At 67.5% G+C, this 23,369-nt stretch carries 21 protein-coding genes; 15 read left to right on the top strand and 6 right to left on the bottom strand.

Features of this window, described 5'->3' with window-relative positions; translation table 11 throughout:
* Positions 1 to 3 precede the first annotated feature (3 nt).
* Positions 4 to 1,950 carry an FAD-binding oxidoreductase gene (locus tag P7644_RS05440; protein ID WP_404302081.1) on the top strand — a complete coding sequence of 649 codons (1,947 nt, stop codon included), beginning with the start codon at positions 4 to 6 and terminating at the stop codon, positions 1,948 to 1,950.
* On the opposite strand, the gene lolA is transcribed toward P7644_RS05440, so the two are convergent.
* Together lolA and P7644_RS05430 are read right to left on the bottom strand one after the other, a co-directional pair.
* The gene (gene lolA / locus P7644_RS05435; RefSeq protein WP_404302079.1) at positions 1,940 to 2,572 is read right to left on the bottom strand and encodes an outer membrane lipoprotein chaperone LolA; all 633 of its coding nucleotides are present in this window, start codon (positions 2,570 to 2,572) and stop codon (positions 1,940 to 1,942) included. The genes P7644_RS05440 and lolA overlap by 11 nt on opposite strands.
* 11 nt (positions 2,573 to 2,583) lie before the next feature.
* Positions 2,584 to 4,920, bottom strand: a complete 2,337-nt coding sequence (locus P7644_RS05430; RefSeq protein ID WP_404302077.1) for a DNA translocase FtsK — start codon at positions 4,918 to 4,920, stop codon at positions 2,584 to 2,586.
* 186 nt (positions 4,921 to 5,106) lie between these two features.
* Between P7644_RS05430 and trxB the strand changes: the two genes are divergently transcribed.
* The 3 genes from trxB to rpmG all read left to right on the top strand — a co-directional run bounded on the left by trxB (position 5,107) and on the right by rpmG (position 6,643).
* On the top strand, positions 5,107 to 6,060 hold the full coding sequence (gene trxB / locus P7644_RS05425) for a thioredoxin-disulfide reductase (RefSeq protein WP_404302076.1): 954 nt from the start codon (positions 5,107 to 5,109) through the stop codon (positions 6,058 to 6,060).
* 158 nt (positions 6,061 to 6,218) lie between these two features.
* Positions 6,219 to 6,452 (top strand): 50S ribosomal protein L28, encoded by a 234-nt coding sequence (gene rpmB, locus P7644_RS05420; RefSeq protein ID WP_003058229.1) that lies wholly within the window; start codon positions 6,219 to 6,221, stop codon positions 6,450 to 6,452.
* Between the two features lie 20 nt (positions 6,453 to 6,472).
* Entirely contained in the window at positions 6,473 to 6,643 is a 171-nt protein-coding gene (gene rpmG, locus P7644_RS05415) for a 50S ribosomal protein L33 (protein WP_013518066.1), read from the top strand.
* A gap of 113 nt (positions 6,644 to 6,756) precedes the next feature.
* On the opposite strand, the gene P7644_RS05410 is transcribed toward rpmG, so the two are convergent.
* Entirely contained in the window at positions 6,757 to 8,028 is a 1,272-nt protein-coding gene (locus P7644_RS05410) for an RsmB/NOP family class I SAM-dependent RNA methyltransferase (protein ID WP_404302075.1), read from the bottom strand.
* A gap of 99 nt (positions 8,029 to 8,127) precedes the next feature.
* A complete protein-coding gene (gene purN, locus P7644_RS05405) occupies positions 8,128 to 8,706 on the bottom strand; it encodes a phosphoribosylglycinamide formyltransferase (RefSeq protein WP_404302074.1) in 579 nt (192 codons plus the stop codon).
* Between the two features lie 20 nt (positions 8,707 to 8,726).
* Between purN and P7644_RS05400 the strand changes: the two genes are divergently transcribed.
* Entirely contained in the window at positions 8,727 to 9,413 is a 687-nt protein-coding gene (locus tag P7644_RS05400) for a YceH family protein (RefSeq protein WP_404302073.1), read from the top strand.
* A 332-nt stretch (positions 9,414 to 9,745) separates the two neighbouring features.
* Here P7644_RS05400 and P7644_RS05395 read toward each other — a convergent pair whose 3' ends face one another.
* On the bottom strand, positions 9,746 to 10,303 hold the full coding sequence (locus tag P7644_RS05395) for an HNH endonuclease (RefSeq protein ID WP_404302071.1): 558 nt from the start codon (positions 10,301 to 10,303) through the stop codon (positions 9,746 to 9,748).
* 163 nt (positions 10,304 to 10,466) lie between these two features.
* Here P7644_RS05395 and P7644_RS05390 point away from each other — a divergent pair, with 163 nt between their 5' ends.
* The 10 genes from P7644_RS05390 (at position 10,467) to P7644_RS05345 (ending at position 22,344) form a co-directional block, all read left to right on the top strand.
* Entirely contained in the window at positions 10,467 to 11,510 is a 1,044-nt protein-coding gene (locus P7644_RS05390) for a bifunctional riboflavin kinase/FAD synthetase (RefSeq protein ID WP_404302069.1), read from the top strand.
* A gap of 93 nt (positions 11,511 to 11,603) precedes the next feature.
* Complete coding sequence (gene ileS, locus P7644_RS05385) at positions 11,604 to 14,459, top strand: isoleucine--tRNA ligase (RefSeq protein WP_404302067.1); 2,856 nt, start codon at positions 11,604 to 11,606, stop codon at positions 14,457 to 14,459.
* Positions 14,459 to 14,956: a signal peptidase II gene (lspA, locus tag P7644_RS05380; protein WP_404302065.1), complete on the top strand. Its 498-nt coding sequence runs from the start codon at positions 14,459 to 14,461 to the stop codon at positions 14,954 to 14,956. The genes ileS and lspA overlap by 1 nt, the downstream gene beginning before the upstream one ends.
* 103 nt (positions 14,957 to 15,059) lie before the next feature.
* Complete coding sequence (locus P7644_RS05375; protein ID WP_404303132.1) at positions 15,060 to 16,067, top strand: LacI family DNA-binding transcriptional regulator; 1,008 nt, start codon at positions 15,060 to 15,062, stop codon at positions 16,065 to 16,067.
* Positions 16,068 to 16,114: 47 nt separating this feature from the next.
* Positions 16,115 to 17,128 carry an ABC transporter substrate-binding protein gene (locus P7644_RS05370; RefSeq protein WP_404302064.1) on the top strand — a complete coding sequence of 338 codons (1,014 nt, stop codon included), beginning with the start codon at positions 16,115 to 16,117 and terminating at the stop codon, positions 17,126 to 17,128.
* On the top strand, positions 17,125 to 17,934 hold the full coding sequence (locus tag P7644_RS05365; protein ID WP_404302062.1) for an ABC transporter permease: 810 nt from the start codon (positions 17,125 to 17,127) through the stop codon (positions 17,932 to 17,934). The genes P7644_RS05370 and P7644_RS05365 overlap by 4 nt, the downstream gene beginning before the upstream one ends.
* Before the next feature lie 23 nt (positions 17,935 to 17,957).
* Complete coding sequence (locus P7644_RS05360) at positions 17,958 to 18,758, top strand: ABC transporter permease (RefSeq protein WP_404302060.1); 801 nt, start codon at positions 17,958 to 17,960, stop codon at positions 18,756 to 18,758.
* Positions 18,748 to 19,809: an ABC transporter ATP-binding protein gene (locus P7644_RS05355; protein WP_404302058.1), complete on the top strand. Its 1,062-nt coding sequence runs from the start codon at positions 18,748 to 18,750 to the stop codon at positions 19,807 to 19,809. Before P7644_RS05360 ends, P7644_RS05355 begins: the two co-directional genes overlap by 11 nt.
* Positions 19,806 to 20,645 carry a phosphodiesterase gene (locus tag P7644_RS05350; protein ID WP_404302056.1) on the top strand — a complete coding sequence of 280 codons (840 nt, stop codon included), beginning with the start codon at positions 19,806 to 19,808 and terminating at the stop codon, positions 20,643 to 20,645. Before P7644_RS05355 ends, P7644_RS05350 begins: the two co-directional genes overlap by 4 nt.
* A gap of 28 nt (positions 20,646 to 20,673) precedes the next feature.
* A complete protein-coding gene (locus P7644_RS05345; RefSeq protein ID WP_404302055.1) occupies positions 20,674 to 22,344 on the top strand; it encodes a Na/Pi cotransporter family protein in 1,671 nt (556 codons plus the stop codon).
* A gap of 6 nt (positions 22,345 to 22,350) precedes the next feature.
* Here the strand turns inward: P7644_RS05345 and P7644_RS05340 are convergent, their stop codons facing one another.
* Positions 22,351 to 23,319 (bottom strand): bile acid:sodium symporter family protein, encoded by a 969-nt coding sequence (locus P7644_RS05340; RefSeq protein ID WP_404302053.1) that lies wholly within the window; start codon positions 23,317 to 23,319, stop codon positions 22,351 to 22,353.
* Between the last annotated feature and the right edge of the window lie 50 nt (positions 23,320 to 23,369).

Below are 23,369 nucleotides of genomic sequence, written 5' to 3'. Positions count from 1 at the left end.
GCCATGATCAAAAAACTCCAAGACCTGCTGCAGTGGCTGTTTTTGCGCACCGAAGGGCTGTTCAATGCCGCCTTTGGCGACCGCATCAACCCCTTCTACCACCTGGGCGCCATCACCTTCTACCTGTTCTGGATCGTCGGTGCCAGCGGCCTGTACCTCTACATCTTTTTTGAAACCGGGGTGGCCGAGGCCTACTCCTCGGTGATTGCGCTCACGACCAAGCAGTGGTGGCTGGGCGGCATCATGCGCAGCGTGCACCGCTACGCGTCCGATGCCATGGTGCTGACCATGATGCTGCACATGCTGCGCTACTTTGCCTTCAACCTGTACCACGGCTTTCGCTGGTTTTCATGGATCACCGGGGTGATGCTGATCTGGATGGTCTACGCCTCGGGCATCAACGGCTACATGCTGCCCTGGGACCAACTGGCCCAGTACGTCACCGTCACCAGCTTCGAATGGCTGGACTGGCTGCCCATCTTCAGCGGCAGCCTGATGCGCAACTTCCTGTACTCCGAGCATGTGGGCGCGCGCTTCTTCACGCTGCTGTCCTTCATGCACCTGGGCATTCCGCTGGTGCTGCTGATGGCGATGTGGATCCACGTGCAGCGCGTGCCCAAGGCGCGCACCATGCCCCCGGGCCCCATCGTCTATGGTTTGCTGGCGACCCTGTTGGTGCTCTCGCTGGTCGCACCGGTGCACAGCCAGGGCGGGCAGACCGACCTGTCCCAGGCCGCCACCCAGATCGAGCTGGACTGGTTCTACATGGCCATCTTCCCGCTGCTCAGCGAATGGCCTCTGGGCCGCGTCTGGGCCCTGGTGATAGGCGTGTCCGTCGTCGTGGCCCTGCTGCCCTGGTGGCCGCCGCAGTTCAAGCGGGGCGACAAGCGCCTGTATCGCGTGCAGATACATGGCGAACAGGGTGCACTGAGCACCATCTCCGTGCGCCCGGATGAAACCATTCTGGACGCCGGCCTGCGCCAGAATCTGGCCCTGTCATACGAGTGCCGCAACGGCGCCTGCGGCCTGTGCGTCTGCTCCATCGAGCAAGGGCGGTTCGAGCATCGCCCCTACCAGAAGACGGCCCTGCCCGACGCCGACAAGGCGCGCGGCAAGGCCCTGATGTGCTGCGCCGTGCCGCAGGAGGACATGGCCATCGACGTGGCCGGCTTCACCGGGGCGACCGCCCAGGCGCAGGAGGTCTTCCACGCCACCGTGGCGCAGATGGAGCGCCTGAGCCCCGATGTGATGCGCGTGATGCTGCAGTTGCCGGCCGGCCAGAGCCTGCAATTCGCAGCCGGCCAGTACATCAACATCCTGCTGGAGGACGGCCAGCGCCGGGCGTTCTCGTTCGCCAACCGCCCCGGGGCCAACAGCCAGATAGAGCTGCACGTGCGCCTGGTGCCGGGCGGGCGCTGGACCACCCATGTGTTCGAGGGCATGAAACCGGGCGACAACGTGCGTTTCGAAGGCCCGCTGGGCCAGTTCACGCTGCGCGAGAGCCAGCACCCCATCCTGTTCATCGCCGGGGCCACGGGCTTTGCGCCCATCAAGAGCATCGTCGAGGACGCCTTTGCGCGCGGCGTGCAGCGTCCCATGCGCCTGTACTGGGGCGTGCGCCAGGCGCAGGATCTGTACATGCTGGAGCAGTGCGAACAGTGGCAGCGCGAGCACGCCAACTTCACCGTGGTGCCCGTAGTGTCCGACCCTGCGCCCGAGGACGGCTGGAGCGGGCGCACCGGCCTAGTGCACGAGGCCATGCTGGCGGACTTCCCCAACTTGAGCGGCAACGAGGTCTACCTGTGCGGCTCGGTACGCATGGTGGAGACGGCGGTTCCGGCCTTCATCGCCCATGGGCTGGATGAGAACTTCTGCTTCTCCGACGCCTTCGTGATGGCCGCTCCCGTCCCGCAGCAGCCCCCCTCGGGATTGGGCGCCGCTACTGCTTGAGCAGATCCGCCCCCGCGGGCGGCTTGAACTGGAAGCTGCCGGCGGGCAGCGCGGGGTTCACCTGCATGCCCGTGAAGCGGATCTGCGAACGCTGGCCAAAGCTGTCCAGGATGTCCAGCGCCGCGAGGCGCTCGCCCTCGAAGCCCACGCGCACGCTCTTGAGCTGGCCATCCTTGGCCTTCGGGCTGGCCAGCACCCACTGCAGTCCATCCTGCGCGGGCGCGGCCTCAAGCCGGTAATCCGCACGCAGCGCCGCCAGGTCGGGCGCCGAGGCCAGCAGCGCCGCGGGCGTGCTGCCCAGCGCCTGGGCCTGGGCGCGCTCGGTCACCTGGTTCAGGTCCACGTCATACAGCCACAGCGTCTTGCCGTCGGCGACGATGGTCTGCTCGAAAGGCTTCTTGTAGACAAACTTGAAACGCCCCGGGCGCTGGAATTCGAAGCTGCCGCTCGATTGCTTGGGGCGCTGCTCCTGGCCATCCTTCGGCGGCGCCGTCACCGTCTGCGTGAAATCGGCCCGGCCACTGTGGACGGTCTTCATGAAATTCTCAAGGCTTTTCAGGCCGTCCGCGCTTGCCCACTGGGCGCCAGTAGCTATCAAAATAGCAGTGATCGTCTTTTTCATGGCCCGGCCTCCTATTCGCTGCGCGCAGGGACAAGCACCTCGCGCTGGCCGCTGGTCGTGAGGCCGCTGACCAGGCCGGCCTTCTCCATGTCTTCCAGCAGGCGCGCGGAGCGGTTGTAGCCTATGCGCAGCTTGCGCTGCACGTAGGAGATGCTGGCCTTGCGGTCCTTGAGCACCACTTCCACGGCCTGGTCGTACATGGGGTCCTTCTCGCCGCCGCCCTCGCCATCATCCAGGCCAAAGCCGCTGTCCTCTCCGTCCACGCTTGCGCCCTCCAGCACTCCTTCGATGTAATCGGGCTCGCCTTGTTCCTTGAGGTAGCTGACGACGCGGTGCACCTCGTCGTCCGAGACGAAGGCACCGTGCACGCGGATCGGCAGGCCGGTGCCGCTGGCCATGTAGAGCATGTCGCCCATGCCCAGCAGCGCCTCGGCGCCCATCTGGTCGAGGATGGTGCGGCTGTCGATCTTGCTCGACACCTGGAAGGCGATGCGCGTGGGAATGTTGGCCTTGATCAGGCCGGTGATCACGTCCACGCTGGGGCGCTGCGTGGCCAGGATCAGGTGGATGCCCGCGGCGCGCGCCTTCTGCGCCAGGCGGGCGATGAGTTCCTCGATCTTCTTGCCCACCACCATCATCAGGTCGGCCAGCTCGTCGATGACGACCACGATGTGCGGCAGGCGCTCCAGCGGCTCGGGCTGCTCGGGCGTCAGGCTGAAGGGGTTGGGGATGATTTCTTCGCGCGCGCGCGCCTCGTCGATCTTCGTGTTGTAGCCGGCGAGGTTGCGCACGCCCAGCTTGGACATGAGCTTGTAGCGCCGCTCCATCTCGGCCACGCACCAGTTCAGGCCGTGGGCCGCCTGCTTCATGTCGGTGACCACGGGCGCAAGCAGGTGCGGGATGCCCTCGTAGACCGACATCTCCAGCATCTTCGGGTCGATCATCAAGAGCCGCACGTCGCGCGCCTCGGCCTTGTAGAGCAGCGACAGGATCATGGCGTTGATGCCCACCGACTTGCCCGAGCCGGTGGTGCCCGCCACCAGGCAGTGCGGCATCTTGGCCAGGTCGGCCACCACGGGCGCGCCTACGATGTCCTTGCCCAGACCCATGGTCAAGAGGCTCTTGGCATCGTGGTAGACCTGCGAGCCCAGGATCTCCGCCAGGCGAATCGTCTGGCGCTTGGCGTTGGGCAGCTCCAGCGCCATGAAGTTCTTGCCCGGAATGGTCTCGATCACGCGGATCGACACCAGCGACAGCGAACGCGCCAGATCCTTGGCCAGGTTCACGATCTGCGAGCCCTTGACGCCCGTGGCCGGCTCGATCTCGTAGCGCGTGATCACCGGGCCGGGGCTGGCCGCCACCACCTTGACCTCCACGCCGAAGTCCTTGAGCTTCTTCTCGATCAGGCGGCTGGTCATCTCCAGCGTCTCGGGCGACACCGTTTCCTGGCGCGTCTGCGCCGCGTCCAACAGGTCCACCTGCGGCAGCCGGTTGTCGGGCATGTCGCTGAACAAGGGTTTCTGGCGCTCCTTGACCACGCGCGTGCTCTGCGGCGGGTCGGCGAGCACGGGCTCGATGATGTGCACCGGCTGCGGGTGCTGCGCCTCGATCCCGTGGCGCTCCTCCTGCACCACCTCCTGGCGCTCGCGCGCGGCGCGCCGGCCCACGGCCACATCCTTGGCCTTCTCGCGCTGCGCGCGGCCCGTCTGCACCAGGGCGTCGATGCGGCCACCCAGGCGCTCGGCCAGATGCCCCCAGGAAAAGCGGAATACCAGCGCCGCCCCCAACACCACCAGCACCACGCCGGCGAGGCCCGAACCGGTGAAGCCCAGCCACTTCATGGCCGCCGGGCCCGTCACATAGCCCAGCATGCCGCCGGCATGACCCGGCAGCAGGTCTTCGAAGCGGTACAGCCGCGACCACTCCAGCGCCGTGCTGGCGCTCATCAGCACGGCCAGGCCGCCCCAGAACATGGCACGCCGCAGCCAGGGTCCATGGGCCGATGCCCCGGCATCGCCGCCGCGCATCCAGCGCGCCAGGGACGACAGCCAGGCGCGCACGCCCGCGGCCACGCACCACCACACGGAAAAGCCCAGCACGAAATAGCTGCCATCGGCCAGCCAGGCACCCAGGCGCCCCACCCAGTTGGTCAGCGGCCGCCCGTCGCCCGCGCCGGAGGTGGACCAGGCGGCGTCTTGCGCGGAATAACTGGTGAGAGCCAGCAGCCAGAAGACCAGGGCCAGCAGGCCGATGATGAGGCAGAGCTCGTGACCAAAGCGCGCCGCGGCCGAGCGCGGCGCCGATCTGCCCGCCGCCGAGGCGTTGAGGGTATTGAGGGAGTAGGTCATGGGATAAGAGCGCGCAAGCTTACCCCATGGCGGGTGGCGCCAAGCCCTGGCGCAGCCGGCCCCGGGCCGAGGCGGGAGCCGGCATTGCACCTGCCTGCCCACCGTGATTGCGGGCTTCTTACAATGGCCGCGCTGACAGCCCTCCACGGCCCATCAACGGGCCACTACGAACAATTACCTTCTGCCATGTCCACTACCCAACACGCCAAAGTCATGATCCTCGGCTCCGGCCCGGCGGGCTACACCGCCGCCGTGTATGCCGCACGCGCCAACCTGAACCCGGTGCTCATCACCGGCATGGCCCAGGGCGGCCAGCTCATGACCACGACCGAGGTGGACAACTGGCCCGCCGACGTGAACGGCGTGCAGGGCCCGGAGCTGATGCAGCGCTTTTTGGAGCATGCCGAGCGCTTCAAGACCCAGATCATCTTCGACCATATTGGCAAGGTGGACCTGTCCAAGCGCCCCTTCACGCTCACCGGCGACAGCGGCACCTACACCTGCGACTCGCTGATCATCGCCACCGGCGCCTCGGCCAAATACCTGGGCCTGCCCTCTGAGGAGGCCTTCATGGGCAAGGGCGTGTCGGCCTGCGCCACCTGCGACGGTTTCTTCTACCGTGAGCAGGACGTGTGCGTGATCGGTGGCGGCAACACCGCCGTGGAGGAGGCCCTGTACCTGGCCAACATCGCGCGCAAGGTGACGCTGGTGCACCGCCGCGACAAGTTCCGCGCCGAGCCCATCCTGGTGGACAAGCTGATGGAGCGGGTGGCCGCCGGCAAGATCGCTCTCAAGACCTTCTTCACGCTCGACGAGGTGCTGGGCGACGCCAGCGGCGTGACCGGCATCCGCATCAAGAGCACCGAGGACGGGCATACCGAGGACATCCAGCTCCAGGGCTGCTTCGTGGCCATCGGCCATGCGCCCAACACCGAGATCTTCCAGGGCCAGCTGGAGATGGAGAACGGCTACCTCATCACCCAGGGCGGCCTGAAAGGCTTCGCCACGCAGACCAGCGTGCCCGGCGTGTTCGCCGCCGGCGACGTGCAGGACCATGTCTACCGCCAGGCCATCACCAGCGCCGGCACGGGCTGCATGGCAGCGCTCGATGCCCAGCGCTTCCTGGAGCAACAGGAGTAAGAGGCCGGGAGTTTTCGGCCGCGCTATAATGCGCGGCTTTGCTGGATTCGGGCGCCCTGGCGGCCGGAGACGGCCGGGTTACCGCCACCCGATTCAACTGGCGAGGTGAGGTTGCCGGCCACCAGGGCCGGCGGCCGTGCAACTATCGGAGTGTCCTCATGGCACGCGTATGTGAAGTCACGGGCAAGAAGCCCATGGTGGGAAACAACGTTTCCCACGCCAACAACAAGACCAAGCGTCGTTTCCTGCCCAACCTGCAGTACCGCCGTTTCTGGGTGGAGAGCGAAAACCGCTGGGTGCGCCTGCGTGTTTCCAGCGCTGCCCTGCGTCTGATCGACAAGAACGGCATCGACTCCGTGCTCGCAGACATGCGTGCCCGTGGCCAAGCTTAATTTCCCCAAGGAGAAACACCATGGCTGCTAAAGGCGGACGCGAAAAGATCAAGCTGGTCTCCACGGCTGAGACCGGTCACTTCTACACCACCACCAAGAACAAGAAGACGATGCCCGAGAAGATGAGCATCATCAAGTTCGACCCCAAGGCTCGCAAGCATGTCGAGTACAAGGAAGCCAAGCTGAAGTAATTACAGCCCGGCTCTTGTAAAAAAACCGCCACGGCGCAGGCCCTGGCGGTTTTTTTCATGCATTTTTGATAGCTGTTGGCGCTTGCCCCGCAAGCGCCAAAGCCATTTTTTGCTTATTTTTTCTGCCACACGGCGGCAAAGAAGCCGTCGGTCTGGTGCCGCTGCGGCCACAGGCGCAGGTAGCGCTGGCCGTCCGCGCCGCCGCTGCACAGGCTGGCCGCCTGCTCCACCTTGAGCTGCGCCAGCAGTTCGCCCGCCGCCAGCGGCACAAAGTCGGGGTGGGCCGCGCCAAAGGCCTCGGCAATGGCCTCGTTCTCCTCGGGCAGCATGCTGCAGGTGGCATAGACCAGGCGCCCGCCGGGTTTCACCAGGCGCGCGCTGCTTGCCAGGATCGCGGCCTGCTTGGCCGTCAACTCCTGCACCGCCTGCGGGCTCTGGCGCCACTTCAGGTCGGGGTTGCGCCGCAGCGTGCCCAGGCCGCTGCAGGGCGCGTCCACCAGCACGCGGTCGATCTTGCCCGCCAGGCGTTTCACGCGCTCGTCGCGCTCGTGCGCCAGCGCCGCCGGATGCACGTTGGACAGGCCCGAGCGCGCCAGCCGGGGCTTGAGCGCATCGAGCCGGTGGCCCGACACGTCGAATGCGTACAGCCGCCCGGTGTTGCGCATCTGCGCGCCGATGGCCAGGGTCTTTCCTCCGGCGCCGGCACAGAAATCGACCACCATCTCACCGCGCTTGGCGTCCAGCAGCAGGGCCAGCAGCTGCGAGCCCTCGTCCTGCACCTCCAGCGCGCCGCGCGTGAAGGCCTCCAGCTTGTTCAGCGCAGGTTTGCCCTGCACGCGCAGGCCCCAGGGCGAATACGGCGTGGGCGCGGCCTGGATGCCAGCCTGGGCCAGCTCCTTGCGCAGATCCTCGCGCCTGACCTGCAGGGCGTTGACGCGCAGATCCAGTGGCGCCTGCTCCTGCAGGCTGCGCGCCAGGGCCCAGAACTCATCGCCCAGCTGCGCCTTGAGCGGCTCTGCCAGCCACTGCGGCAGGTTGTGGCGCTGGGGTTCGAGCAGGTCGGCCTCGCGCACGGCGTCGCAGGCATCGACCCAGTCCTTTTCCTGCGGCGTGAGGGCGCTTTTCAGAAAGTCGCGCGGGCCGTAGAAACCGAGGATGGCCAGGCGCCGCTCCCTGGGGCCGGAGCCCGAACGCGCCAGCTGCTCGAACAAGGGCTTCTTGCGCAGCACGGCATAGGCCGTCTCCGCCAGCGTGGCGCGCTCGCGCGGGCCCAGCTGGCGGTGCTGGCGAAAGAAGCGGGACACCACGGCGTCGGCCGGGTGCTCGAAGGTTAAAACCTGCTGCAGCAGGTCGGCGCAGGCGTCTACAAGGGCTTTAGGATGCATAGGCGCGATTGTCCCATCTTGCAGCGCTGCCGCCCGATCCGCAGGGCTTATGAACAAAATGGGCTGTAACGCTTATCCATCAAGCGCAGGCAGCTACGCTTACCGAAGCAAATGCGCCAGTACCGCACGCGGGTAGACCAGGTGCTCCTGCGTCAGGACGCGGGCCGCCAGGCTGTCGGCCGTGTCGCCCGGCAGCACCGGCACCACGGCCTGGTCCAGGATAGGGCCCACATCGAGTTCGGCCGTGACCTCGTGCACCGTGCAGCCGGCAAACCGGCAGCCCGCGTCAATCGCGCGCTGGTGCGTATGCAGCCCCGTGAAGGCCGGCAGCAACGAGGGGTGGATGTTCACCAGCCGGCCCGCGAAGTGGTCCACAAAGCCGGGCGTGAGAATACGCATGAAGCCCGCCAGCACCACCAGGGCCGGGTCGTGCGCATCTATGGCCTGGGCCAGCGCGGCGTCGAAGGCCTCGCGCGTGGCGTAGGCCTTGTGGTCCAGCACCTGGGTGGCAATGCCCTGCTCGCGCGCCAGCGCCAGGCCCTTGGCGTCAGCCTTGTTGCTCAGTACCGCCGCCACGCGGATACCGTGGCGGCCGGCCCAGTCCTGCTGCTGGGCAGCGCGTACGATGGCGGCCATGTTGGAGCCGCCGCCAGAGATCAAAATCACGATATTTTTCATGTAGACCGGATTATCCCGCCATGCCCTTCGACCCCCGACAGCGCCCCCTCTCCGCCCCCGAGGCCCGCGTGCTGGCCACGCTGCTGGAAAAGTCCCGCACCGTGCCCGACAGCTACCCCCTGACCCTGAACAGCCTGCTGGCCGGCTGCAACCAGAAGACCAGCCGCGAGCCGGTGATGCAGCTCTCTGACAACGACCTGCTGCAGGCCCTGGAAACGCTGCGCCAGCAGACCCTGGTGGTGGAGATAGGCGGCGCCCGCGTGGCGCGCTGGGAGCACAACTTCGAGCGCGGCATTGGCGTGCCCATGCAGGCCGCCGCACTGCTGGGCCTGTTGATGCTGCGCGGCCCGCAGACCGCCGCCGAGCTGCGCCTGAACGCCGAGCGCTGGCACCGCTTTGCCGACACCTCCTCGGTCGAGGCCTTCCTGGACGAGCTGGCCGAGCGCAGCGAGGACAAGGGCGGCCCGCTGGTCACGCTGCTGCCGCGCGCCCCCGGCGCGCGCGAGTCACGCTGGGCGCAGCTGCTGTGCGGCCCGGTGGACGCGCAGGCACTGCAGGCAGCCAGCACCAGCGCCGGCGCACCCGCAAGCCCGGCACTGCAGGCGCGCGTGGAGGCGCTCGAATCCGAGGTGGCCGCGCTGCGCGCCACCGTGCAGCGGCTGTGCGAACAGCTGGGCATACCAGCCGAAGAAACCGTGGCGCCGTAACCCTGCGGGCCATCGCCGCGGGCGGCCAGGCCAGAGAGGGGCCTAAAAACCCAGCGTATGCGGCAGCCAGGTGGAGAGCGCAGGCACGAAGGTCAGCAGCTCCCGCACGATGAAATGCGCGACGAGAAACAGCGGCATGGGGTGTCGCCGACGCCACCACGGCCCGGCGTCAGAGGCTGCGAGTTTTTCCCTCGTGCCCGAAAGGCGCGTCAAAACATTCCCGCGCGAGGCGCAAAGCACAGCCATAGCTCGGGCTATGGCGAGCATTTGCAACGATGAGCGGGGATGTTTTGACGTGCAAGGCGGGCATAGGAGGAAAGGCCCTCCGTCTCTCAGCTCAGCAACCGCGACGACTTGGGCACATGGGCCATCAGGAACTCCATCTGGTCGGCCAGAATGCGCCGGTTGCGCAGGATGAAGTCTTCCCACAGGCTGGGCACGTAGGGCGTGTACAAGAGCGGCATGCGCGCCTGCTCGGGCGTGCGCGGGCCCTTGCGGTGGTTGCAGGAGCGGCAGGCGGTGACCACGTTCATCCAGTGGTTCAGGCCCTGCCTGGCAAAGGGCACGATGTGCTCGCGCGTGAGCTCAGGCTCCTCGAAATGCCCGCCGCAGTAGGCGCAGATGTTGCGGTCGCGCGTGAACAGCTTGGCGTTGGTGAGGCTGGGGCGCAGGTCGAAGGGGTTGATCTGGGGCACGCCGCGCGTGCCTATGATGCTGCTCACGGCGATCTGCGACTGCACGCCCGTGATGGCGTTGTGCCCGCCGCGAAACAGCGCCACCTGGGCGCCGATCTCCCAGCGCACCTCGCCCGCGGCGTAATGCGTGACCGCCTGCTCCAGCGTGATCCACGATTGCGGCAGCCCTTGGGCCGACAGCTTCAAGACCTTCACCACCTGCCTCCTGCCTTTGAGCACAAGCATCGGAACGTTGACGTCTCGCCGGCCGCACGCTTGTGGGTGGGGCCGGTAGCGCACAATATACTCTTTTCATCACAAACAGGCGGCAAGCGCTTGATGGACTTGCGCTAAAAGCTATCAAAAGAAAAGCACTGCGATGAAGATCTTCCGCGGCTTCCATCATCCCGACGTGGCGCCCGCCTGCGCCCTCACCATAGGCAACTTCGACGGCGTGCACCGTGGCCACCAGGCCATGCTGGCGCTGCTGAACAGCGAGGCGCAGCACCGCGGCGTGCAAAGCTGCGTGCTGACCTTCGAGCCGCATCCGCGCGACTACTTCGCCGGCCTGCACCGGCGCCCCGAACTCGCCCCCGCGCGCATCGGCACGCTGCGCGACAAGCTCGCCGAGCTGGCGCGCTGCGGCGTGCAGCAGACCATCGTGCTGCCGTTCAACGAGCGGCTGGCGCAGCAATCGGCCCAGGCCTTCATCGAGGACGTGGTAGTGCGCGGCCTGGGCGCGCGCTACCTGCTGGTGGGCGACGATTTTCGTTTCGGCAGCCAGCGCGCGGGCGACTACGCGATGCTGGACGCGGCCGGCCCCGCGCAGGGCTTCGAGGTAGCGCGCATGAACAGCTATGAGGTGCACGGCCTGCGCGTGTCCAGCTCGGCCGTGCGCGAGGCCCTGGGCGCCGGCCGCATGCAGGACGCGGCGCGCCTGCTGGGCCGCCCCTACGCCATCTCGGGACATGTGGTGCATGGCCGCAAGCTCGGGCGTGCGCTGGGCCGCTCGGCCGCCAGCGGCGCGCACCAGGACGGCTTTCGCACCCTCAACCTGCGCTTTGCGCACTGGAAACCGGCCGCCAGCGGCATCTTCGCCGTGCTCGTCCATGGCCTGCACGAAGAGCCCCTGCCCGGCGTGGCGAACCTGGGCGTGCGTCCGTCCCTGGACCCCCAGGATGTGAACGGCGGGCGCGTGCTGCTGGAGACCCATTGCCTCACCTGGCCCGCCCACCTGGGCGCCGAGGGGGCCTACGGTAAAATCGTGCGCGTGGAACTCCTGCACAAACTGCACGACGAGCTGAAATACGACAGCCTGGCCGCCCTCACGGCCGGCATCGCCAAGGATTGTGAGGACGCCCGTGCCTTCTTCGCGTCCGCGCACGCCGAAACCCGCCGCCAGACCACGCGCGACCGAATTTGACGGGGCCGCCTTCGCCCCGCTCTACCGCCCTGCTTTCGCACCGCCCTTCCAGGCCCAGCGCCCGGAACGCCCTTGATTTGAAGGTTTCCCCCGATGTCCGAACCCACCTCCAAGAACGCCCCCGTGAGCAGCTACCGCGCCACGCTGAACATGCCCGACACCCCTTTCCCGATGCGCGGCGACCTGCCCAGGCGCGAGCCGGGCTGGGTGAAGGAGTGGAACGAGCAGGGCACCTACCAGAAGCTGCGCGATGCGCGCCGCGGCGCGCCCAAGTTCATCCTGCACGACGGCCCGCCCTACGCCAACGGCCAGATCCACATCGGCCACGCGATGAACAAGATCCTCAAGGACATGATCATCAAGAGCCGCCAGCTCGAAGGCTTCGACGCGCTCTACACCCCCGGCTGGGACTGCCACGGCCTGCCGATCGAGAACGCCATCGAGAAGAAGCACGGCCGCAACCTGCCGCGCGACGAGATGCAGGCGCGCGGTCGCGCCTTTGCCGCCGAGCAGATCGCGCAGCAGATGGAGGATTTCCAGCGCCTGGGCGTGCTCGGCGAATGGGACAACCCCTACAAGACCATGAACTTCGCCAGCGAGGCCGGCCAGCTGCGCGCCTTGAAGAAGGTCATGGAGCGCGGCTTTGTCTACCGCGGGCTGAAACCCGTGTACTGGTGCTTTGACTGCGCCTCGTCGCTGGCCGAGTTCGAGATCGAGTACCAGGACAAGCAGAGCCAGACGCTGGACGTGCTGTTTCCTGCCGCCGACCCGGCCAAGCTCGCCGCCGCCTTCGGCCTGGAGCGGCTCGGCAAGGACGCCTTCATCGTCATCTGGACGACGACCGCCTGGACCATCCCCGCCAACCAGGCGCTCAACGTCAACCCCGAGCTCGAATACAGCCTGGTCGATACCGCACGCGGCCTGCTCATCGTCGCCAGCGCCCTGGTCGAGAAATGCCTGGAGCGCTGGAAGCTCTCGGGCCAGGTCATCGCCACGGCCCTGGGCGAGAAGCTCGACCTGATGCCCTTCAGGCATCCGCTGGCGCATGTGGAGAAAGCCTTTGACCGCATCTCGCCCGTCTACCTGGCCGACTACGCCACGGCTGAAGACGGCACCGGCATCGTGCACAGCGCGCCGGCCTACGGCGTGGACGACTTCAACTCCTGCGTGGCCCATGGCCTCAAATACGAGGACATCCTGAATCCCGTGCAGGGCAACGGCGTCTACGCGCCGGAGCTGGGCCTGTTCGGCGGCCAGCATATCTGGAAGGCAGTGCCCGTCATCATCGACGCGCTCAAGGTCGCGGGCCGCCTGCTCGACAGCGTGACCATCAGCCACAGCTACCCACATTGCTGGCGCCACAAGAGCCCGGTGATCTACCGCGCCGCCGCGCAGTGGTTCGTGCGCATGGACGAGGGCGAGGGCGTGTTCACCGACCCGGCGCAAAAGCCTGCCAAAACGCTGCGCCAGATCGCGCTGGACGCCATCGAACACACCCACTTCTACCCCGAGAACGGCAAGGCGCGCCTGCGCGACATGATTGCCGGCCGGCCCGACTGGTGCATCTCGCGCCAGCGCAGCTGGGGCGTGCCCCTGCCCTTCTTCCTGCACCAGGATTCGGGCGAGCTGCATCCGCGCACCATGGAGATCATCGACCAGGCGGCAGCCATCGTTGAGAAAGGCGGCATCGAGGCCTGGAGCCGCGCCACGGCCGAGGAAATCCTCGGCGCCGAGGAGGCCAAGGCCTACACCAAGAGCACCGACATCCTGGAGGTCTGGTTCGACTCCGGCTCCACCTTCTGGCATGTGCTGCGCGGCACCCACGCCGGCATGCACCACGACGAAGGCCCCGAGGCCGACCTGTACCTCGAAGGCCACGACCAGCACCGCGGCTGGTTCCATTCCTCGCTGCTGCTGGCCAGCGCCATCTTCGGCCGCGCGCCGTATCGCGGCCTCTTGACGCACGGCTTTACCGTGGACGGCCAGGGCAAGAAGATGAGCAAGTCGCTGGGCAACACCGTCTCGCCGCAGGAGGCCAGCGGCAAGCTGGGGGCCGAGATCATCCGCCTTTGGGTGGCGGCCACCGACTATTCCGGCGACCTGGCCATCGACGACAAGATCCTGGCGCGCGTGGTCGACGCCTACCGCCGCATCCGCAACACGCTGCGCTTCCTGCTGGCCAACGTGAGCGACTTCGACCCCACCCAGGACGCCGTGGCCTACGCTGACATGCTGGAGATCGACCGCTGGGCGCTGGCGCGCGCGGCCGAGTTCCAGCAGGACATGCTGGCGCATTACAAGGTCTACGAGTTCCACCCCGTGGTCGCCAAGCTGCAGCTGTTCTGCTCGGAAGACCTGGGCGGCTTCTACCTGGACGTGCTCAAGGACCGCCTGTACACCACTGCGCCCAAGAGCCTGGCGCGGCGCAGCGCCCAGACGGCTCTCTATCAGATCACCCACGCCATGCTGCGCTGGATGGCGCCCTTCCTGTCCTTCACGGCGGAAGAGGCGTGGAAGGTGTTTGGCCAGAGCGCCTCCATCTTCCAGGAGACCTACCAGACGCTGCCCGCGGGCGACGCGGCCCTGCTGGCCAAGTGGCAGCGCCTGCGCGCCATCCGCGACGCGGTGAACAAGGAGATCGAGAACCTGCGCAGCGCCGGCCAGGTGGGCTCCTCGCTGCAGGCCGTGGTGACGCTCGCCGCGGCCCCCGAGGACCATGCGCTGCTGCAGGGCCTGGGCGAGGATCTGAAATTCGTGTTCATCGTCTCTACTATCACATTGGTAGCTGGTGACGCCCTACAGGTAAGCGTTGCAGCCAGTTCTGACCAAAAATGCGAGCGCTGCTGGCACTACCGCGCCGACGTGGGCAGCAACCCCCAGCATCCCACGCTGTGCGGACGCTGCGACAGCAACCTGCACGGCGCCGGCGAAAACCGGGTGCACGCCTGATGGCGGGCGCCAAGAAAGGCAGCAGCGCCAGCCTGTGGCCCTGGCTCGCCTGGTCCGCGTTGCTGATCATCGCGGACCAATTCACGAAGACGCTGATCCTGGGCTACTACCGGCTGGGCGACGCGACCTACGTGACCAGCTTCTTCAACGTCGTGCGCGCGCACAACACGGGCGCGGCCTTCTCCTTCCTGGCCGATGCGGGCGGCTGGCAGCGCTGGCTGTTCACGGGCATCGCCCTGGTGGTGGCGATCTTCATCCTGTGGCAGCTGCGCGCGCATCCGGGGCAAAGACTGTTCTGCTTCGCGCTATCGAGCATCCTGGGCGGCGCCATCGGCAACGTGGTGGACCGCCTGCAGCATGGCTACGTGGTGGACTTCCTGGACTTTCACCTGCGCGGCTGGCATTTCCCGGCCTTCAACGTGGCCGACTGCGCCATCACCGTGGGCGCAGCCTGCCTGATCCTCGACGAGCTGCTGCGCGTGCGGCGCGAGCGCTGACCTCCAATTCTCAGGGTTAACCCGAACAATCCGCATGTCATCGCGGCGTCATACTCGCGTGGTGCAATGAAATCGTTTTCATAGCTCCATGTCAAAGGAATCCCTGAACATTCACAACGTTGCCGCACGCGCTGGCGTTTCTGCCGCGACCGTGTCCCGGGCGTTCAACTTTCCCGACAAGGTGGCACCCGCCACGCGCGAGCTGGTGGAGCGTGCGACGCGCGAACTCGGCTACCAGCCCAACGCCAGCGCCCGCACATTGCGCACCCAGCGCAGCCGCGTGCTGGGTGTGGTGCTGCCCACCCTGCTGAACCCGGTCTTTGCCGAGTGCCTGCAGGGCATTGCACAGGCGGCGGCCGCAAGCGGCTACGCCATCGTGCCGGTGATGACGCGCTACGAGGAGGCGCAGGAGCAGCAGGCCGTTGCGCAGCTGCTGGCCGCCAACGTGGACGGCATGATCCTGGTCGTCTCCAGCCCCTCGGATTCGCAGGCGCTGCAGCGCCTGCGCGGCACGGGCCTGCCCTATGTGCTGGCCTACAACGCCCATCCTGACCACCCCTGCGTTTCGGTGGATGGCGAGGCCGCGGCGGCCGAGGCCGTGGCGCGGCTCGTGGCCCTGGGGCACCGGCGCATCGCCATGGTCAGCGGGACGCTGGCGGCCTCCGACCGGGCGCAGCAGCGCTATCGCGGCTACCTGCGCGGCATGGCCGCCGCCGGGCTGGATGCGCCGCCCGTATTGGAGGTGCCTTTCGTCACCAGCGCCGTCGAGGCCCTGTCGCGCCACCTGCGCGCCCGTGCACGGCCCACTGCCCTGTTCTGCTCCAACGACCTGCTGGCGATACGCAGCATGCGTGCCGCACACCTGACGGGACTGACAGTTCCGCAGGACCTTTCCATCATCGGCTTTGACGGTATCGCCATCGGCCAGGACCTCACTCCGGCCCTGAGCACCATCGCCCAGCCCAACCACGACATGGGTCGCCATGCAGTGGAACTGCTCGTGCAATCCATTGTGCGCGGCACCCCATCCGGCGCCGGCGACAGCCTGTGCCTGCCCTACCAGTTTCATGACGGCGAGTCCTGCGGCGCCGTCAACGGCCCTGCGGCCTGAGCGCCGCACCATCCGATCCGTCCCGTCCCACCCCAAGGAGAACCCCCATGACCTCAACTCTGCAACGCTTCGCCCGCATCGGCGTGCTGGCAGCTGCCGGCCTGGCAGCCACCGGCGCCTGGGCACAGACCGCCATTTGCTACAACTGCCCCACCGAATGGGCCGACTGGGGCACGCAGCTGCGCGCCATCAAGGCCAAGACCGGCATCACCGTGCCGGCGGACAACAAGAACTCGGGCCAGTCACTGGCGCAGCTGGTGGCCGAGAAAGGCAGCCCGGTGGCCGATGTGACCTACCTGGGCGTGACCTTCGCCATCCAGGCGCAAAAGGACGGCGTGGTGGCACCCTATCAGCCCGCCCACTGGAAGGACATTCCCGAGGGCATGAAGGACCCGGCGGGCAACTGGTTCAGCATCCACTCGGGCACGCTGGGCTTCATGGTCAACGTGGATGCGCTCAAGGGCAAGCCCGTGCCGAAGTCCTGGGCCGACCTGCTCAAGCCCGACTACAAGGGCCTGGTCGGCTACCTCGACCCGGCCTCGGCCTTCGTCGGCTATGTGGGCGCGGTCGCGGTCAACGAGGCGCGCGGCGGCACACTCGCCAACTTCGCGCCGGCCATCGACTACTTCAAGGCGCTACAGAAGAACGAGCCCATTGTGCCCAAGCAGACCTCGTACGCACGCGTGCTGTCGGGCGAGATCGCCATCCTGCTGGACTACGATTTCAACGCCTACCGCGCCAAGTACAAGGACCGCGCCAACGTGCAATTCGTCATTCCCACCGAAGGCACGGTGGTCGTGCCCTACGTGATGAGCCTGGTGAACAAGGCCCCGCACCCGGCCGAGGCCAAAAAGGTGCTGGACTTCGTGCTCTCCGACGAGGGCCAGGCCATCTGGGCCAAGGCCTATCTGCGCCCGGTGCGCGCCAGCGCCATGCCCAAGGAAGTGCAGGCCCAATTCCTGCCGGCGGCGGAATACGCCCGCGCCAAGACTGTGGACTACGCCGGCATGGCCGCCGCGCAGCGGGACTTCTCCGCCCGCTACCTGAAGGAAGTGCGTTGAGCCCGCGCCAGCGCCTGCTGCTCGCCGGCTGCGCGGCACCGGCGGGCGCCTTCTTCCTGGCCTTCTGGCTGCTGCCGGTGATGCGCCTGCTGGCGCTGCCGGCCGAGAAAGGCTGGGCCACCTATTTCGTGGTGCTGACCGATGGCCGCTACATGGAGAGCATGCTCAACACGCTGCTGCTGTCGGTGGCCGTGACGCTGGCCACCCTCGTGATCGGCGCCACGGTGGGCATCTACCTGGCGCGGCGCAGCTTTCTGGGCAAGCGCCTGCTGCTGGCGCTGCTGACGCTGCCGCTGTCGTTTCCCGGCGTGATCATCGGCTTCTTCGTGATCCTGCTGGGCGGGCGCCAGGGCCTGGTGGCAGACCTGTCCAACCAGCTCGTGGGCGAGCGCATCACCTTCGCCTACGGCTTGCTGGGCCTGTTCCTGGCCTACCTGTACTTCTCGCTGCCGCGCGCCATCGCCACCTATGCGGCCGCGGCCGAGGCCATGGACCTGCAGCTCGAGGAGGCGGCGCGCTCGCTCGGTGCATCGCGCCTGCGCATCGTGCGCGACGTGTGGTTGCCCGAGCTCGCGCCCACCACCGTGGCCTGCGGCGCGATCCTGTTCGCCACGTCGATGGGCGCGTTCGGCACCGCCTTCACGCTGGCGAGCAAGTTCGAGGTGGTGCCGATCACCATCTACAACGAGTTCACCAACTACGCCAATTTCGCGCTCGCCGCATCGCTGTCCATCGCCCTGGGGCTCGTCACCTGGCTGGCATTGTTCCTGACGCGCCAGTTCGGCGGCGGCCAGGCCCTGCGCTGAAACCACTGAAAAGGACTCATCGCATGCGACAAGCAACGCACAACCGCGCGCCGTTCCTGTTCGCGGTCACCGCGCTCACCAGCCTGTTCATGATCGCCCCCATGCTGCTGTCGGTGCTGGCCGGTCTGGTCAACAACTACAGCGTGGGCATCAAGAGCGGCTTCACCCTGCGCTGGCTGCAGGAGGTGTGGGAGGTCTATGGCGGCACGGTCGGCTGGTCGCTGGTCATCGCCGCGGCCAGCGTGGCGGTCACGGCCACCATTGGCGTGCCCTGCGCCTACGCGCTGGCGCGCAGCCGCTCGCGCGCCGCGCGTGCCTTCGAGGAACTGCTGACCCTGCCCGTGGCCGTACCCGGCCTGGCGACGGCGCTGGCGCTGATTCTGGCCTACGGCCAGATCGCCGCCTTCCGCCAGAGCTTTGCCTTCATCCTCGTGGGCCATATCGTCTTCACCCTGCCCTTCATGGTGCGCACCGTGGCCTCAGCCTTCCAGCGCAACGACCTGGTCGCGCTGGAAGAGGCCGCACGCACGCTGGGCGCGAGCTTTCCCCAGCGCTTTCTCGGCGTGCTGGTGCCGGCCGTGTTTCCGGCCATCGTGGCCGGCGGCCTGATGGTGTTCACCCTCTCGGTGGGCGAATTCAACCTGACCTGGATGCTGCACACGCCGCTCACCCGCACCCTGCCCGTGGGCCTGGCCGACAGCTATGCGTCCATGCGCATAGAGGTCGGCTCGGCCTACACGCTGGTGTTCTTCATCGTCATTCTTCCGGTGCTCTGGGCCCTGCAGGCCCTGGCCCAGCTCATGCAAAAACGCTATGGAACTTGAACGCATACCGGTCGAGATCGACCACTGCTCCAAAACCTATGCCGACGGCACACGCGGCCTGCAGCCCACCAGCCTGCATGTCGAGCCCGGCGAGGTGCTCGCGCTGCTGGGCCCCTCGGGCTGCGGCAAGACCACGCTACTACGCCTGATCGCCGGGCTGGAGACTCTGGACCCGGGCGGTCGCATCCTGTTCGGCGACCAGGACGTCACCCACCGCCCGGTCGAGCAGCGCGGTGTGGGCATGGTGTTCCAGAGCTACGCGCTGTTTCCGCAGATGAGCGTGGCCGCCAACATCGGCTACGGCCTGCGCATACGCGGCGTGAGCGCCGCCGAGGAACGGCGCGCCGTGGGCGAGCTGGTGGAGCTCACGCGCCTCAATGGCCTGGAATCCAAGCGCCCGGGCGAGCTCTCGGGCGGCCAGCGCCAGCGCGTGGCCCTGGCGCGCGCCGTGGCCGTGCGCCCGCGCGTGCTGCTGCTCGACGAACCGCTGGCAGCCCTCGATGCCAAGCTCAAGGAATCACTGCGCGAGGAACTGGCCGAGCTACTGCGGCGCCTGCACATCACCGCCATCCACGTCACGCACGACCAGCAGGAGGCCATGGCCATTGCCGACCGGCTGGCCGTGATGCGCGCCGGGCACATCGTGCAGGTCGGCCGCGGCGAAGACCTGTACCGCGCGCCCGCCCATCCGTTCGTGGCCGAGTTCCTCGGCCGGGTGAACCGCATCGAGCGCTCGCCCGAGTCACTGGCCCGCGGCGTGCTGACGATAGGCGGCGCGACGCTGACCTGCCCGCCAGCGCTCGACCAACCCGCCCTGCTGGTGCGTCCGGAAGACATACAGGTCGGTCCGCGCCAGGACGGCTGGGGCGTGGCGCGGGTCGAGCAGCGCAGCTTCCTCGGCGACCGCGTGCAGCTGCGCCTCGCCGCAGCCGGCGTGCCCGGCACGCTGCTGGCCGACGTCGCTCGCGACGCACCCTACCGCTGCGGCGACGAGGTCGGCATCCACATCGATCCGCAACACCTGATGAGCACCGCAGAGTCCAAGCCATGAACGCCCCCTCCTACACCTTCCTGGTCCAGATCACCGACCCGCATATCCGCGAGCCCGGCCGCCTGGCCTATGGCCGCATCGACACCGCGCCCTACCTGCGGCGCACGGTCGACAGCGTGCTGGCCCTGCGCCAAAAGCCGGACGCGGTCGTCATCACCGGCGACCTGTCGGACTTCGGGCGTGAGGCCGAATATGCGCACCTGGCCGAGCTGCTGGCGCCACTCGGCGCCCTGCCCTTGTACCTGCTGCCCGGCAACCATGACGAGCGTGCGCAGCTGCGCCGCAGCTTTGCGCGGCACGACTATCTGCAGGGTGGCGGCGAGTTCGTGCAATACAGCGTGAAGGTGGGCCCGCTGCGGCTGATCGCCCTCGACACGGTGGCGCCGGGCCAGAGCCATGGCGTGCTGTGCGAGAAGCGCCTGCAGTGGCTGGAGCACGAACTGGCAGCCTGCCGGGGCGAGCCGGTGGTGATCGCCATGCACCACCCACCGTTTCGCACGCTCATAGGACACATGGACAAGATCGGCCTGCTCGAGGGTGCCGAGCGGCTCGAGGCCATCGTGGCGCGCCACCCGAATATTGAGCGCATCATCTGCGGCCACCTGCACCGCGCCATCGACGTGCGCTTTGGCGGCAGCATCGCCAGCACCTGCCCCGCGCCGGGACACCAGGTGGCGCTGGACCTGCAGCCCGACGCCGCCTCTGCCTGGATGCTGGAGCCACCGGCCTTGCGCGTCCATGCCTGGGACGGGCAGCGGCTGGTTTCACACCTTGCGGCCTCGGGAATCTTTGAAGGCCCCTATCCTTTCCACGAGAATGGCATGCTCATAGACTGATAGCGTTCCACCGCCGCCCACCGCCCACATGAAGCACCTTCTCAATCTGCTGGCCGCCATTGCCCTTCTGGTGTGGGGCATCCAGATGGTACGCACGGGCATCCTGCGCGTGTTTGGCGCCAACCTGCGCCAGCTGATCGCGCGCGGCGTGCGCACGCAGCTCCTGGCCGTGCTCTCGGGCGTGGGGGTGACGGCGGTGGTGCAGTCCAGCACGGCCACGGCGCTGATCGTCTCGGCCTTTGTCGGCCAGGGCATGATCTCGCTCATGGCGGCGCTGACCGTGATGCTGGGGGCCGATGTGGGCTCGGCGCTGATGGCAGTGGTGTTCTCCCTGGACCTGTCCTGGCTCTCGCCGCTGTGCATTTTTGTCGGCGTAGTGCTGTATGTGACGCGCCAGGACGGCAAGGCCGGGCGCGTGGGGCGCGTGCTCATCGGCCTAGGGTTGATGCTGCTGGCGCTGCGCCTGATCACCGAGGCCACGCTGGTGCTGACCCAGTCCGAGGTGGTGCGCACCCTGCTCATGGCGCTGACCAGCGACATCACGCTGGAGATCATGACCGGCGCCATACTCGCCATCGTCTCCTACTCCAGCCTGGCCACCGTGCTGCTGGTGGCCACGCTGGCGGGCTCGGGCGGCATTCCCACCGAGGTGGCCCTGGGCCTGGTGGTGGGCGCCAACCTGGGCAGCGGCCTGCTAGCGGTGCTGACCACGCTCAGGGCCAGCGTGCAGACGCGCCAGGTGCCGATCGGCAACCTGTTGTTCAAGATGGTGGGCGCGCTGGTCATGATTCCGGCGATTGGCCTGTGGCACACCCATATCCAGGCCCTGGTGCCGGACAAGGTCAGCCAGGTGGTGCTGTTCCACCTGGCCTTCAATGCCATGGTGACGCTGCTGTGCCTGCCCCTCACGGGCCTGATCGCCAAGGCCGTGGCCAAGATCACCCCCAAGGAAGAGGTGTCGGCCGCGCTGTCGCGCCCGCACCACCTGGACGCTTCGGCCCTGTCCACGCCCTCGCTGGCCATCTCCTGCGCCGCGCGCGAGGCCCTGCACCTGGCCGACCTGGTGGAGACCATGCTCAATGGCCTGAAGACCGTGTGGCAGACCGATGACCAGAAGCTGAGCGGCGAGCTGCGCGCCATGGACGACCAGGTGGACAGCCTGTACTCGGCCATCAAGTACTACATGACCAAGATCTCGCGCTCCGAGCTGGACGAAGGCGAGGGCCGGCGCTGGACGGAAATCATCAGCTTCACCATCAACATGGAGCAGGTGGGCGACCTGGTGGAGCGCGTGCTGCAGGACGTGGAGGACAAAAAGATCAAGAAGGGGCGCCAGTTCTCGCAGGCGGGCCTGCTGGAAATCAACGAAATGCACGACCACCTGGTGGCCAACCTGCGCCTGGCCATGAGCGTGTTCCTGACCAGCAATGTGCGCGACGCGCAAAAGCTGCTGGAGGAGAAGAACCGCTTCCGCGAGCTGGAGCTGGCCTACGCCGCCACCCACCTGAACCGGCTGGCGGAAAACACCATACAGAGCATAGAGACCAGCTCCCTGCACATCGACATCATCAGCGACCTCAAGCGCATCAATTCGCTGCTGTGCTCGGTGGCCTACCCGGTGCTGGAGGCCAACTCCGCCATTGCCCGCCTGCACCCGGCGGCGGCGGAGGTTCCGGTCACACCGAACGAGCGGCTGTAATGCTCTTCATTGGCCGCGCCGCGCATAGCGCTGGGCCAGCACCGCGCAGACCATGAGCTGCATCTGGTGGAACACCATCAGCGGCAGCACGATGGCGCCGGCCGCCTGCGAGGCGAACAGCACCTTGGCCATGGGCACGCCGCTCACCAGGCTCTTCTTGGAGCCGCAGAACACGATGGTGATCTCGTCCTCCTTGGAAAAGCCCAGGCGCCGCGCCAGCCAGGTGGTGGCCGTGAGCGCCGCGCCCAGGATCACCGCACACACCAGCAGCAGGCCGGCGAGCGCGGACAGCGGCAGCTGGCGCCACAGCCCGGCGACCACCGCGGCGCTGAAGGCCGTGTAGACCACCAGCAGCACCGAACCCTGGTCCACGAACTTGAGCCCCGCCGCGTGGCGCGCGATGAAGCCACCGACAAGGGGGCGCAGCAGATGGCCCGCGACGAAGGGCAGCAGCAGCTGCAGCATGATGCGGCCGATGCTGCCCAGGATGTCCTGCGGGGTCGATGCGGCAACGGGCAGCACCACGCCCACCAGCAGCGGCGTGAGCACGATCCCGAGCAGCGTGGAGGCCGAGGCGCTGCAGATGGCCGCCGCCATATTCCCGCGCGCCACGGCCGTGAACGCGATCGCCGACTGCACCGTGGCCGGCAGCACGCACAGGAACAGCACGCCCAGGTACAGCTCGGGCGTCACCAGGGGCTGCAGCACCGGCCGCAGCAGCCAGCCCAGCAGCGGAAACAGCACGAAGGTGCTGGCCACGACCAAGAGGTGCAGGCGCCAGTGGCCCAGGCCCGCAAGCACGGCCTGGCGCGAGAGCTTGGCACCATGCATGAAGAACAGCAGCGCCACCACGGCCACGGTGGCCTTCTCGAAGAAGGCCCCCACGCCGCCCGAGGCGGGCAGCAGGCTGGCCAGCGTGACGGTGGCGACGAGGGCCAGGGTGAAGTTGTCGGGAAGCAGTCGGGAACGGGCCATGGGGAAAGCGGCTGGAGACAGGATGCGCAGGGCCAGGATTGTGGCCCATG

Origin of the sequence: Alicycliphilus denitrificans, from assembly GCF_044792555.1 — a bacterium.
GTDB lineage: Bacteria > Pseudomonadota > Gammaproteobacteria > Burkholderiales > Burkholderiaceae_C > Alicycliphilus > Alicycliphilus denitrificans_A.
Note: the sequence above shows the minus strand (reverse complement) of the source record. Positions and strands in the feature narration are given on the sequence as shown.